This window comes from Bacillus sp. V33-4, assembly GCF_002860225.1.
GTDB lineage: Bacteria > Bacillota > Bacilli > Bacillales > Cytobacillaceae > Bacillus_BJ > Bacillus_BJ canaveralius.
In genome coordinates this window covers 23122-35544 of sequence record NZ_PGVC01000068.1, presented here as the reverse complement: position 1 = coordinate 35544, position 12423 = coordinate 23122, and the positions used below count along the sequence as shown (strand labels likewise).

Annotated in this window: 14 protein-coding genes; 4 read left to right on the top strand and 10 right to left on the bottom strand. The window is 41.6% G+C overall.

Translation table 11 applies throughout. The features are described from left to right. Positions 1-92: 92 nt before the first annotated feature. The gene (locus CVD23_RS20270) at positions 93-1499 is read right to left on the bottom strand and encodes a SpoVR family protein (RefSeq protein WP_101579478.1); all 1407 of its coding nucleotides are present in this window, start codon (positions 1497-1499) and stop codon (positions 93-95) included. Positions 1500-1634: 135 nt separating this feature from the next. After that, entirely contained in the window at positions 1635-1958 is a 324-nt protein-coding gene (locus CVD23_RS20265; protein WP_101579479.1) for a DUF3889 domain-containing protein, read from the bottom strand. Between the two features lie 208 nt (positions 1959-2166). Between CVD23_RS20265 and CVD23_RS20260 the strand changes: the two genes are divergently transcribed. Further along, positions 2167-2421, top strand: coding sequence for a YhdB family protein (locus CVD23_RS20260; RefSeq protein ID WP_101579507.1), 255 nt, complete (start codon positions 2167-2169; stop codon positions 2419-2421). Positions 2422-2520: 99 nt separating this feature from the next. On the opposite strand, the gene CVD23_RS20255 is transcribed toward CVD23_RS20260, so the two are convergent. Next, the gene (locus tag CVD23_RS20255) at positions 2521-4248 is read right to left on the bottom strand and encodes a phospho-sugar mutase (RefSeq protein ID WP_101666997.1); all 1728 of its coding nucleotides are present in this window, start codon (positions 4246-4248) and stop codon (positions 2521-2523) included. Positions 4249-4637: 389 nt separating this feature from the next. Here CVD23_RS20255 and CVD23_RS20250 point away from each other — a divergent pair, with 389 nt between their 5' ends. Together CVD23_RS20250 and CVD23_RS20245 are read left to right on the top strand one after the other, a co-directional pair. After that, positions 4638-5078 carry a disulfide oxidoreductase gene (locus CVD23_RS20250; protein WP_101666996.1) on the top strand — a complete coding sequence of 147 codons (441 nt, stop codon included), beginning with the start codon at positions 4638-4640 and terminating at the stop codon, positions 5076-5078. Continuing rightward, positions 5075-5542, top strand: coding sequence for a thioredoxin family protein (locus tag CVD23_RS20245; protein ID WP_101666995.1), 468 nt, complete (start codon positions 5075-5077; stop codon positions 5540-5542). Before CVD23_RS20250 ends, CVD23_RS20245 begins: the two co-directional genes overlap by 4 nt. 62 nt (positions 5543-5604) lie before the next feature. On the opposite strand, the gene CVD23_RS20240 is transcribed toward CVD23_RS20245, so the two are convergent. Further along, positions 5605-6003, bottom strand: coding sequence for a YhcU family protein (locus tag CVD23_RS20240; protein WP_101579483.1), 399 nt, complete (start codon positions 6001-6003; stop codon positions 5605-5607). Positions 6004-6193: 190 nt separating this feature from the next. Between CVD23_RS20240 and CVD23_RS20235 the strand changes: the two genes are divergently transcribed. Continuing rightward, positions 6194-7114 (top strand): RluA family pseudouridine synthase, encoded by a 921-nt coding sequence (locus tag CVD23_RS20235; protein WP_101579484.1) that lies wholly within the window; start codon positions 6194-6196, stop codon positions 7112-7114. Between the two features lie 50 nt (positions 7115-7164). Here the strand turns inward: CVD23_RS20235 and CVD23_RS20230 are convergent, their stop codons facing one another. The 6 genes from CVD23_RS20230 to CVD23_RS20205 all read right to left on the bottom strand — a co-directional run bounded on the left by CVD23_RS20230 (position 7165) and on the right by CVD23_RS20205 (position 12249). Beyond that, on the bottom strand, positions 7165-7425 hold the full coding sequence (locus tag CVD23_RS20230) for a GlsB/YeaQ/YmgE family stress response membrane protein (protein ID WP_101579485.1): 261 nt from the start codon (positions 7423-7425) through the stop codon (positions 7165-7167). A 33-nt stretch (positions 7426-7458) separates the two neighbouring features. Continuing rightward, positions 7459-7971 (bottom strand): hypothetical protein, encoded by a 513-nt coding sequence (locus tag CVD23_RS20225; protein WP_101579486.1) that lies wholly within the window; start codon positions 7969-7971, stop codon positions 7459-7461. A 489-nt stretch (positions 7972-8460) separates the two neighbouring features. Beyond that, positions 8461-9291 (bottom strand): aldo/keto reductase, encoded by an 831-nt coding sequence (locus CVD23_RS20220; RefSeq protein ID WP_101579487.1) that lies wholly within the window; start codon positions 9289-9291, stop codon positions 8461-8463. Positions 9292-9517: 226 nt separating this feature from the next. Further along, positions 9518-9715: a hypothetical protein gene (locus CVD23_RS20215; RefSeq protein ID WP_101579488.1), complete on the bottom strand. Its 198-nt coding sequence runs from the start codon at positions 9713-9715 to the stop codon at positions 9518-9520. Positions 9716-9847: 132 nt separating this feature from the next. Further along, positions 9848-10501, bottom strand: a complete 654-nt coding sequence (locus CVD23_RS20210) for an HAD family hydrolase (protein WP_101666999.1) — start codon at positions 10499-10501, stop codon at positions 9848-9850. An 89-nt stretch (positions 10502-10590) separates the two neighbouring features. Beyond that, positions 10591-12249, bottom strand: a complete 1659-nt coding sequence (locus tag CVD23_RS20205; RefSeq protein WP_101666998.1) for a M20/M25/M40 family metallo-hydrolase — start codon at positions 12247-12249, stop codon at positions 10591-10593. Between the last annotated feature and the right edge of the window lie 174 nt (positions 12250-12423).

Below are 12423 nucleotides of genomic sequence, written 5' to 3'. Positions count from 1 at the left end.
GACACTTACTCGGGTTGGACTTTCACCAACTAGCAATTAACGGCTTGCTGGGCACGCGCAAAACAAAAGACCGCTATGCGGTCTCTCCTGTTTCATAAATATTTCCGGTGAATCGCTTTACCGTCGTAAGTAAATATCATCGATTTTCCTTCGACGACCGTTTCAAGATGAACGCTTCTCCCCCACAGCTGATAAACATACGGAAGAACTTTTTCGAGATATTTAACGTCAAGTTCAATTCCTTCAAACCAGTGTTTTACGTAAAGTTCGCCATTTTTTAAGTAATCGCCGTCATTTATCGTCAGATATGGAAACCCGCCGTTTACCCGCATATTGACTAGCTGGTCGCGTACTTGCTCCCATGATTTATCAACAATTTTGTAATCCTTCCCTTGCTTTTGGAACAAATACATATCCTCTCTCATGACGAGATCCTTCGTTAAATAATTCCTCAGGAATGAAATATCCGATTCAACCTCGCGGACCTCAAACATTTTTTCCCGGCCTGATCCCGGGCTTACTCCACGTTCCATCATCTCGTCTGTCGGACTGTTGAAACGCTCCTCGATATCCTCAAAAATTTTTAAACCGAGGTAATATGGATTGATGTTCGTTCTTGATGGCTGGACAACACCGGCGTTCAGCTTCGCAAACTCGATCGATTCTCCGCTCGTCAAATCCATTTCGCGCAGGATCCGCTGGTGCCAGTATGAAGCCCAGCCTTCGTTCATGATTTTCGTTTCAAGCTGCGGCCAGAAATAAAGCATTTCTTCACGCATCATCGTTAAAATATCGCGCTGCCAATCAGAAAGCTCGCGGCTGTAAGATTCGATAAACAACAGCAAATCCTTTTCCGGCCGGGGCGGCACTTTCTTTTTTTGCTTCTTTTTCTCAGGAGCCGGCTTGTTTCTTCCATCAAGGTGCCATAGATCATCGTATGGAGATGTGGATTGCTTCTCTTCTTCCTCATCTTCGTTCATCCAGGAAAGCTTTGGTCGCATTAGTGAGGGGTCAATATGTTCTTCAATCGCAAGAACCGCATCAAGAAACTGTTCCACTTCCTGCTTGCCATGTGCAATTTCGTAGCGGCGAATCCGCTCTGCGGTCGCAGCCATGCTTTCAACCATATCCCGTTTCGTATTCTGAAAGCGCATATTATTTTTGAAAAAATCACAGTGGGCAAGAACATGGGCGACAATCAATTTATTCTGGATCAGCGAATTGGAATCGAGCAGAAATGCATAGCACGGGTTCGAATTGATGACAAGCTCATAAATTTTTGACAATCCAAGATCATAGTGAACCTTCATTTTATAAAATTGCTTCCCAAAGCTCCAGTGGGAAAATCGTGTCGGCATTCCGTAGGCGCCAAATGTATATATAATCTCTGAAGGGCAAATTTCATAACGCATCGGATAAAAATCAAGGCCAAACCCTTTTGCAATTTCTGTTATTTCATCAATCGCATACTCGAGTGCCTTTTGATCATCTGCTTTCATCGGTGACTCCCCCTTTCCGTCTTACCACAATGTATGAGGAACCGAACGGAATGAGAAGTTTTAGAGCAAGATTTTATCCGTGAAAAATACTGTGTCAATCATGGATATAAATAGGGCCCCCTTATATTACGGGCCCTAAAATGATCTTTCTTCTTCAACACTTAAATTCAACAATTTTTTGTTTTGAAGATTATGGGCGACGTTTACTACAAGATTTTTTGGCTTTCCTTGTTCGGTTACTTGAAAACGAAACGAATCTGAGACATCTGTAGCTGAAATCCTTTTACGGCCAAGATATTGGTAATCCTTCAGCTCTGCACCTGGATAATCTTCCTTTATAACAGCAGTGGCGATCCTCCCATATTTTTCATAATCGGGCTGTTGCTGTGCATCTGTATGGAACGGGCCAAAGGCAAATAGCAGACATGTAAACATCGCAATTAACAGTGACTTTTTCATTTCAACCTCCACTTTTTTTCTTATCATTTCACGCGTAGAGGATTTTTATGTACTGCGTATTTATCTGCTGTATCCGCATATGTATAAAGTTTTATTCATCCCAGATAAAGTCAGGCAGGCACAGCAAGCACTCCAACATTTACAGCGAAATAAAAACCTGCTTTTCCGCAAACTAATTTCAACTCCTGAAAAAGAGGAGGAACTGGAAATGAAGAAAGTCGACTATGACAGGGCGTTGTACTACACACACCGATCAGAATGGGATAATTTGTTAATACTAATGGTTCGCACAAACGATCATTTTTTATCAAAAAAAATTGAACACTTCCTGCATGCCTACAACTTCGAGCGGGATTATACAGTGATTGAAAGTACGCTTTACACTTTACTACGTTACATCGACCATGCTAATGGGACAGCCGAAAAAGACGTCACCGAAACACCGATGTACAACTTTTCATAACAGGAAAATATCCACCAATGAAATAACACGGCCGTTTTTGCGGCCGTGTTATTATTCCCGATGGTTTAATTATTATTTAGGCTGGATTTTTTCAAAAAATTAAAGAGAATCCATAATTCGTTCAACCAGCTTCATGAATTCTTTCTCGAGCACAGCAAGCTTTTCTTTGCTTTCAGCGAGGCCGGTGCCGTTTACGCCGAAATAAAATTTAATCTTTGGCTCTGTTCCGGATGGGCGCAGGCAGACCCAGGAACCGTCTTCAAGAAAGTACTTCAGGACATTGGAGCTTGGCAAATTAATCTTTTCTTCGGAGCCTGCCTCTTTGCGAACCCCTGTCAAATAATCTTCGACCGCGGCTACCTTCACATCACCGAATCGTTCAGGTGTAATTGCACGGAAAGAGGCCAAAGTTTGATTGATTTTTTCTGCACCGTCTTTACCTTTTAACGTTAAAGAGCGCAGGCCTTCCTGATAAAATCCGTATTTTTCATAAATAGCATTTAGCGCCTCATAAACTGACATTCCTTGCTTTTTGTAGAAGGCACAAACCTCGGCTGCCATGATTGATGCCTGGACCGCATCCTTGTCGCGGGCGAAGTCACCGATTAAATATCCATAGCTTTCCTCATAACCAAATAAAAATTTGTATTCACCGCTTTTTTCATACTCGTTAATTTTTTCTGCGATAAATTTAAAGCCTGTCAGCACATCGATCGTTTCAAGGCCAAATGAAGCGGCAATCTTACGGCCGAGCTCTGACGTAACGATCGTCTTCAGAACCACTCCGTTTTCCGGAAGGGTCCCCTTCGCTTGTTTCTGCGAGAGAATATAGTCAAGGAGCAGCGCACCAGTCTGGTTGCCGGTTAAACCTATATATTCTCCCTGTTCATCCTTCACAGCGATTCCAAGGCGGTCTGCATCTGGGTCTGTCGCAATCAGCAAATCAGCGTCAACTTTACGTCCGTCCCTGATCGCCAGTTCAAAAGCGGCGTGCTCTTCCGGGTTTGGACTTTTGACGGTCGAAAATTCCGGATCAGGCAATTCTTGTTCCGCTACGACATGAACCAATTTATAATCCAACGCCTTTAAGGCCGCACGAACGGGTTTATTCGCCGTACCGTGCAACGGTGTGAATACAACGCTTACATCAGTTTCCAATGCGATGTTCCGGTTTTCTGATATGGTGATCAAGTTCTGTAAATATGCCTGGTCAACCTCATCACCGATCATTTTAATAAGGCCGCTTGCGAGCAATGTTTCCTCGCTGTCGACCTCGATAAACAGCTCATCCTCAATTTCGTTTACTTTGGCGATGACATTATCCGCACTTTCCGGGGGCAACTGGCCGCCGTCAGGACCGTACACCTTATAACCGTTATATTCCGGCGGATTATGGCTTGCCGTTATCACAATTCCGGAAAACGCATTTAAAAAGCGGACTGCAAACGATAACTCGGGTGTTGGTCGTAATTCCTTAAATACATACGTCTGAATCCCTCTTGATGCCAGCGTTTTAGCCGACTCCATTGCGAACTCCCAGGATTTATGCCGCGAATCATAGGCAATCGCCACGCCGCGTTTTTTCGCTTCGAGTCCATTTGATTCTATGTAGGCCGCAAGCCCGGCTGAAGCCTTTCTCACTGTATAAATGTTCATGCGGTTTGTTCCGGCTCCAAGTTCACCGCGCATACCGCCTGTGCCAAACTCCAGATCCTTATAAAAAGCATCCTCGAGATCTTTTTCATCCATATTGTCTAATTGTTCACTTAAACTGCTGTCCATCCCGGCAAAATCAAGCCATTGTGCTGCCTTTTGTTTCCAGTTCATAAGGTCCTCCTCTTCATATGCCTCTTTAATTTTTCGCTGTTTATGTAGGGAATCCTGCAAAAAACAAACGCCTAATTATGACAATTCTCTTTCTTATTGGCCACAAAAGGAAAAGTTCACGCCGAACCCTTGCGGACGAGCCGAACTCCCTCTCCATTATAGTTTATTTTTTATATTGGATTTTGTAAATATCATGCGCCTGTCTTTTAATTGGCGAATCGTTCCATCCTGTCTGCTTCCCCCACTAAAATTTTCTCTTCATATCCATTTCATCAGTCTGTATTTTTCAAAAATGTAAAATTTACACGCACCATTTGAAGCCATTCTGTTTTACAATGAATTTAGGAAAACTTATAATTTCTTATGACATTCTTTTTGAGGAGATTCATATGGAGGAGAATAAAAAGGATTACCGTGATACATATTTATTTATTTCCTGGGCCGCTTCGGTCATCGCGATGTTCGGGAGCCTTTATTTTTCAGAAATTCGACAATATGAACCATGCGTTCTCTGCTGGTACCAAAGAATTCTTATGTACCCGCTCACGATTATTTTAGCTATTGCGGTTGTGAAAAAGGATTATAAAATCGCTCTGTATTCCATGGTTATGTCCGGTGTGGGCGCCTCTATTTCGCTCTACCACTATTCGATCCAAAAAATTCCGTTTATGACAGACAGCGCTGTCTCATGCGGCAGAATACCTTGCACCGGCCAGTATATAAATTGGCTTGGATTCATTACGATCCCATTTTTAGCATTAACTGCGTTTGCGATTATTTTTGTACTAAGCTTATTGATGTGGAAGAAGAACAGGAGGCAGCATAAGTGAAAAAAGTAGTTGTATTTTTAGTGATTATAATTGCACTTTTCGGAGCGATTTGGTTTTTAAATTATATGCAGCAAAATGAGAAAGTCGAAGACAATCCGTATGGAAAAAGCTCACTGCATCCGGAGACAGCCAGTCAGCTTGATGATCCGAACTACCAGAATTTAATATTGCCTGAAGCGCTTGAGGACAAGCTTGCCAACAAAGAAGATGTGACTGTCTACTTTTACAGTCCGACATGTTCCCATTGCAAACGGACGACTCCGATTGTTGCACCGTTAGCAGAAGAAATGGGCATCGACTTGGTCCAGTTTAATCTGCTTGAATTTGAGGATGGCTGGAATGATTATAATATTACTGAGACTCCTACAATCGTCCAATACAAGGGCGGGGAAGAAACGGCCAGAATCACCGGTTTCCATGAAGAACCTGAATTTGAAGCCTGGTTTAATGAAAATACAAAATAAGATTTGGTCGATAATATAAAAAAACGCCTGCTCAGCAGGCGTTTGGCGTTTTCATTCGCATATTAAATTAACAGTTCATTGGCAGCTTTCGAATATATGCTAAAAACATTGTTCTTCAAACTTTTTGCCTCGAAAAACTGCCCGTATGTTAATGGAAAGTAGAGGCTGAATTCATTTAAAATTCGTGCATTTCTGCAGAACAAAGTTTGATGATTTTCTTCCTGAACAGATAATTCCAGAATTGAGATTAATGTCTGGAGGCAAACGATGACCCGGTAAGCTTCTTTAAGTGTACCAAAGTACTCAAAATGCCTTGCTGTAGTATGTAAAATCTTTGAGCGCTCGAAATCTCTTATATCTTCATCAGAAAAATAAAGGGGAAATACGCTTGAATAGAAGTATGAAATAAGCTCCCTGATTTTTTCTTCCTGTCCAAGAGTCGATGCAAAAACTACCCTCACTGCTAGCCCACCTTTGTCATCCTTGTAATCACTTCGTAAAATATATGATTAGAATAACATACTATGTCTGGCACTTATGGTGGTAATTATACCCATGATATAGGTAAAAAAAGGAATAAGAATAAAATTAATTAATGCGTCTAAAATCCTATTTTGAATCGAAAATTAATTTTTCAAGGAGAATCTTTAAATGTTACATACGACAAGCAGCGGAGATTGGTTTAAAATGACCATACCTCCTGAATGGGAAGATCGTACATTAGACGAGCTTATGCGGGTGCATTGGAAAGCTGGCAAGAAGCTGATCCATCAAATGAGGATGGAGAAAACCATTCTTATCAACGGCGAATCCCCAAATTGGAATTTACATTTGACAAAAGGAGATTTCTTACAGTTTAAACTTTTTCAGGAAGAAGATTTTGGATTTACCCCCACTTTTATTGATATTGTAGTGCTTTATGAGGATGAACATCTGCTTGTCATTAACAAGCCGGCGGGAATGGATACCCATCCAAATTCAGCACAAGAGAAAGACACGCTTGCAAATGCAGTTGCCTTCTACTTACAGTCAAAAGGCGAATTTCGAAAAATCCAGCATATTCACCGGCTTGACCGGGATACAACCGGAGCTGTTCTGTTTGCAAAGCACGCTCTGGCAGGTTCTATTTTGGACAGGATGCTCGAAGAACGAAAAATCAAAAGAACTTATCTTGCGCTGGCAGAGGGCATTATTCGACAAAAAAAGGGAGTCATCAACAAGCCAATCGGCCGCGACCGCCATCACCCTTCGCGCAGAAGGGTGTCTCCTGCAGGACAGCCAGCCGTTACAAAATTCAAAGTCCGTCAGATCTTACAGGATCGTCGCATGACCCTTGTTGAATGCCAGCTTGAAACGGGAAGAACCCATCAAATCCGTGTTCATTTCAGTGCGATTGGACATCCTCTTGCTGGTGATCAGCTCTATGGTGGCGATACCTTTTTTCAAAGACAAGCTCTTCATGCTGGAAAGCTTGCTTTTACGCATCCATTTACTGCTGAGGAAATCGTTTGTTTTGCGCCGTTTATTGATGAACCGCAGATTTTTAAAGGTATCGATATTTTTGAACTATAGAAAATCAAAAAGCTCCCCTCAAGTGGGAAGCTTTTTGAAAAGATTGTTAACTAGTCGCGGCTTTTTCTTAAGCTCTTCATGACGAGGCTTAATAAGAAAACCAAAATCACTGCTCCAATTAGTGCTGGGATAATCGCGAAATCAGCCATTCTTGGTCCCCAATCACCGAAGATGGCAGAACCGAGCCATGCACCGATGAATCCGGCGATAATATTACCAATCACTCCGCCAGGAACGTCTCTTCCGACGATCATACCTGCTATCCAACCAATTAAACCACCAATAATTAGTGCCCATAAAAATTCTAACATAATAACACTCCTTGTCTAAAATATTTTTATAAGTTATTTAACAGGGTCAAGCATTGTGGAAGGAGCAAATCCTTCTTCCCCTGACTCTGTTACAACCTTGACTCTAATAGCTTCTCTTTCTAGGATTTCCAGTTTCTCGTCTTTACTTACATAAATCAGCTTATTTTCTTTAAGAAGTTTTTCAACTTGCTCAGAATCGGCTTTTTCAATAAGCTGATACAGCTGATCATACGCTTCTGGAGTTACTGCTACATAAAGATGTTCCTGTGCTGTAGCGCGATCGCCCGGTTGGAGAACATTTTCCTCCACTTCACCTTCTGCAAGCTCAAAAGCTTGCTTCATCGTCTCCATCACCGCCAAAGCTTCCTGCTCTGCGTGTTCAGCAAACTCCTTTGTAGCCGCCCCGCCTTCCTCGGCAGCCTCTTCCGTGCTTTGTTCCAGTTCATCTGATGCATCCTGAATATCATTTTTCGTACTCTCGCTGCAGCTTACAAGCAGTAAACTCATTATAAAAGCGGTAAAAAAGTGTTTAGATCTTCCACTCATCTAAGCCCTCCCTTTCAATTTGTGATTACTGCTTGTTACACCTACATTACCACCTAATTTAAAAGCTAAAACCTCTGTAAGGAAAATTTAGCTGATGACAACCAAGACGATATTGATCAAAACAGGCCGGATAACACCGCGGATAATCTCATTCGAAGAATTTTCCAATGTAATTTTAAAAAATCAGTCCTTTCTTTAATATTTCTGTTTTGTTATAAAACGTTTCCTATTCCAACAAATCCCTGTATTAAACTTTCTAAAACTGCATTTTGCTCAAAAATAAAAAACCGATCGCGGGCAGAAAAAATTTCCTGATGATCGGTTTTATGTATTATTTGAGTGAATTTCATAAAAGCATTCTTTAACTGAAAAACGAACTGTTATTTATAATCAAGACAGTATTATTCGTTTCCTACGGCATACTCTTCTTAATTTAGACAACTTCATTCGTTTTTCGGTTTAGCTTGTTACATTGTGAAATTGACTCATTTAAAAATCAAAATTATCTGGGTCGGCGCCAAATCGTTCATTTTTGTTTAGTGAGTTTATCTTTTCTATGTCTTCATTGCTCAATTCAAAGTCAAAAATATCAGCGTTTTCCTGTAATCGAGCCGGGTTCACTGATTTAGGGATGACGATCACGCCGTTTTGCAAATGCCATCTGAGAATGACCTGGGCAGGTGATTTGCCATGCTTTTCAGCTATTTGGTTCAATACTGGCTCTTCCAGTACTCTTCCTCTTGCAATTGGTGACCATGCCTCCACTTTTATGTTTTTCTCCTGGCAAAAAGCGCGAAGCTCTTGCTGAGATAAGAGAGGATGCAATTCGATCTGGTTGACAGCAGGGACTTCTGTGCCGTTTTCAAGGATGTCTCTCAAGTGATCGATATTGAAGTTACTGACGCCAATTGCTTTTGCTTTTCCTTCCCGGTAAATTTTTTCTAACGCCCGCCATGTTTCCAAATATTTTCCCTTAACTGGCCAGTGGATCAAGTAGAGGTTCACATACTCAAGTCCAAGTTTTTCGAGGCTGTTCTCAAAAGCTTTCAACGTTGAATCATAGCCTTGTTGATCGTTCCAAACCTTGGTCGTTACAAAAATGTCCTGTCTCGGGATTCCACTCTCTTTTATGGCCTGGCCCACACCCGCTTCATTTTCATAAAAAGCTGCCGTATCAATGAGCCGGTAGCCTAATTCAAGAGCTGTTTTCACCGTATCGAAAGTTTGATTTCCTTCCTCCACTTTATAAACACCTAGTCCAAAAATCGGCATTTTCAAGCCATTATTCAAACTCACTGTGTCATGCATACTTGTTAACATGAAAAATCCCCCTCGTTTTAGGTCAGTTTTCTCCATCTCTACTTTAGCATAATTTGCAAAAAAAAAGAGCAACTGCATGCAACCAGCTGCCCAATTTATCGTTAACGGCCCATGCCGTAGTTATTTTCCTATTCCCCGCTGATCGTCTGGCTAAAACGTTGTTGGTTCATTCTAGTGAAAAAAACAAAGCTTTCAAGTCTGGTATAGAATGACGCCTTTACATTTCTTAAAGAATTTTTTTGACCGAAAATAATTTAACATCTTTGGTATCAAAAAAATGATAGGTATCTTCAGAATCAGTAAATTCGATTAATCCTGTGTTATCCTTTAATTGCTGGATCGCTTCTGCCTGATCCTCTGCTTCGATCACTCTTGCAACGGATAAATCACCTTCGAAATAATAGCTTAATTGAAATTTTTGCAATTGATTTAATCTCCTTTCTATCGCTGGCCAAATATTTGCCAACACTTAAGTTTTTGCCCGTCTATGGAGCCGGTTAAACATGAAAATGTTAGCAGTCAAAAACAAAAAGCCGGATTGCGCCGGCTTTTCCCATTAACTCATTTGCTGTAAAAATTCGCGGATTTTAAACATTGAAAAGGCATCATAACGAATCGTCTGCTCATGGAAGGCCATAAAGCTTGTAACATCATTTGGTATCACTACGCAGTGCAGGCCCGCTGTCACCGCGGCTAAAGAGCCGTTTACAGAATCCTCTACCGCCAGGGCTTCTTCTGCTTTAACATCTAATTCCTTGATCGCCTCCAAATACAAAGCAGGGTCTGGTTTAACCCTTAACACATCTTCCTTCGTTTTAATCGTTTCAAAATAGCCGTGAAGCTGGAATCTTTCCAAAAATCCTTCTACCCATTCCCGGTGTGAGCTCGAAGCAATCGCAAGCTTCAAGCCGAGGTCCCTGGCCTCTTCCATTACCTCATGGACGCCGTCCCGCAATAAAAGAACATCCTCGTAGCTGGTGAACTTTTCACTGACCTTCGCCGTTAGTTCCTCACGCTCCACTGGGTTTGCCGATTGGCTGTTAATATATTCGTAAAGAAGCTCGTCCGTCGTGCCAATAACTTTGGCAAACTGCTCAAGCGGCAGCGTAACGCCGTAATCTGCTTCGAGCACTTCTTTAAAAACCCGGTACCACAATGATTCCGTATCAATAATCGTTCCATCAAAATCAAAAATAATTGCTTTTATCATCATTTCACCTTGTCCCTTTATCCATTTTCAATACTTACAGTTAATTTACTGCTCTTATTTTTGGACTTCTGCAACATGTTTCATACCTTCTATTCAAGAAGCCGTTTCGTCATCTTTCTAATCAAGTGCGGCAAAATTTTAAACGTGTAAGGCTTATAAACTCGTTCTGTCCACTTATGCCCGCTTTTTCCGTATACACCTAAATTAATGGACGGAATGTTTAATGCCTTCATATCTCCAAGCGGCAAGGCAAAGAGCTTATGCATCGCCGGGAAATTGTTTTCAATCGAGCTGATATCCTCTTCCGTCCCGTTAAAAGAAAGAAAACTTCCGTCTGCTAAATAAGGAAAATATTTTCTTAGTTCAAAAGTTTCTTTCGTTTCTTGATGAACTTCATCAAGCACAGCTTCGATTGTTGCCAATAAGGACTGCCCTTTATTGCTTTCAACCGGTAAGCGGTTTGCCGGAAGAAATGGAGGAGCGAAAAAGAGGATGACGCGTGGATTTTTTTCGGGATCCAATTGATGGAGGGCTTCCACGATTTTAAAAGCAAGCATTCGTTCATCTAAATCCTTTTCGGAAAAGTGCTCCAGTGCAGCTTCGACCGCTTTTAACGGGTGTAAATTCATTTCCTCGAGCTTTTCGACATACTCCCCAAAAGTAATAACCTCAATATCCCAAGAGATTTCGCGCTCGGGAAGCCCGTTGCGCTTCCGATGTTCTGTGTAGGTTTGTGCTAATTTTTTTTCAAGGGTTTCACACCTGTTTTCCACCACATCGACTAGCTGGGTGAGTATCTCCTTAGGTGATTTTTCATAAATAAAATGATTGAAATAAATGCCGCAGCTGACCGCGGTTTGGACGTCATATATCTGTTTATCATCCTTTAAATACAAGCAGCTGGGCGGCAGCGTCAATTCATTTTGAAAATATTCGGTCAGATCAAGATTTGCATTGATCGCCAGATTTAATTCGGCCGCAATCAGAGTCGGATCAATAGCCGATAAACTATCGCCTACATGCGCTTCCCTCCCGAAAATGGAGAAGCACGGCAATAATTTCCCTGCTGCTCCTGTGTATACGTACCTTGTCTGATCGCCACTATGAAGCGGCGATATGAAATCATTGTTGATGGCTGCGATAAAATCAAGGTTTTGCTCTGTTTCTAATCTAGTTAACTCAGTTAACGCAGCTCGAATCCCGACATGCTGGCTTTCTTCATCAGGGTTAAACAAGACAAGCAAATTGCCGGGGAGTTGATCGCGCTGTTCCGAAAAATGCAGCAGATTGACAAGATGGACGGCAATTCCGCTTTGCATATCAAGGGCACCACGGCCAAACATCCAATTTCCGGAACCGGCATCCGCCTGTACCTCTGCATCTGCCGAATAGCTTTTGAAAAATTCTTCGAGAACGTCAGGATCGTGAGCGATATCGTGCAGGGCTCCAAAATCCTCAATTCCTACTGTATCAACATGTGCATGGTATAGCACAGTTTTCGAACACTCTGACTGCCCACGCACCAATGCAAAAATATTTTTTCTCCCCAATGGATCGTTTGAAATCGGCTGCTCCCATACAAACGATTCGTTCTCCTTAAAATAAGGAAAGGAGCAGATTATTTCCTTTAAAAAGTCCGCTTTTTCCGTTTCCCCGATTGTGCCGTTATAGCTTAATAGCTGAATGAGCCTGCGCGTTAACACCTCTACTTGCTGTTCCGTTGATAAAGCTTGAAGTATGTGGAACATATGCAACCTCCATAACATCAATTTACATTCGATTATAGGCTCTTCGCCGCTGAAATCAACCTTTTTCGGTAATTTTGCACGTTTATAATCTGCTATTTTCACCAAAACTGAAATAGAGTCTTGAATTCCACCTTAAAAACGAATAATATAATACTTGAGTTTTAAAATCGTTCG

Coding starts and splice junctions, on each gene's coding strand:
- CVD23_RS20255 (WP_101666997.1), bottom strand. CDS start 4,248: ATGAACTGGAAACAAAAGGCAGCACAATGGCTTGATTTTGCCGGGATG.
- CVD23_RS20270 (WP_101579478.1), bottom strand. CDS start 1,499: ATGAAAGCAGATGATCAAAAGGCACTCGAGTATGCGATTGATGAAATA.
- CVD23_RS20235 (WP_101579484.1), top strand. CDS start 6,194: ATGTTACATACGACAAGCAGCGGAGATTGGTTTAAAATGACCATACCT.
- CVD23_RS20250 (WP_101666996.1), top strand. CDS start 4,638: ATGGAGGAGAATAAAAAGGATTACCGTGATACATATTTATTTATTTCC.
- CVD23_RS20210 (WP_101666999.1), bottom strand. CDS start 10,501: ATGATAAAAGCAATTATTTTTGATTTTGATGGAACGATTATTGATACG.
- CVD23_RS20225 (WP_101579486.1), bottom strand. CDS start 7,971: ATGAGTGGAAGATCTAAACACTTTTTTACCGCTTTTATAATGAGTTTA.
- CVD23_RS20220 (WP_101579487.1), bottom strand. CDS start 9,291: ATGTTAACAAGTATGCATGACACAGTGAGTTTGAATAATGGCTTGAAA.
- CVD23_RS20205 (WP_101666998.1), bottom strand. CDS start 12,249: ATGTTCCACATACTTCAAGCTTTATCAACGGAACAGCAAGTAGAGGTG.
- CVD23_RS20260 (WP_101579507.1), top strand. CDS start 2,167: ATGAAGAAAGTCGACTATGACAGGGCGTTGTACTACACACACCGATCA.
- CVD23_RS20265 (WP_101579479.1), bottom strand. CDS start 1,958: ATGAAAAAGTCACTGTTAATTGCGATGTTTACATGTCTGCTATTTGCC.
- CVD23_RS20230 (WP_101579485.1), bottom strand. CDS start 7,425: ATGTTAGAATTTTTATGGGCACTAATTATTGGTGGTTTAATTGGTTGG.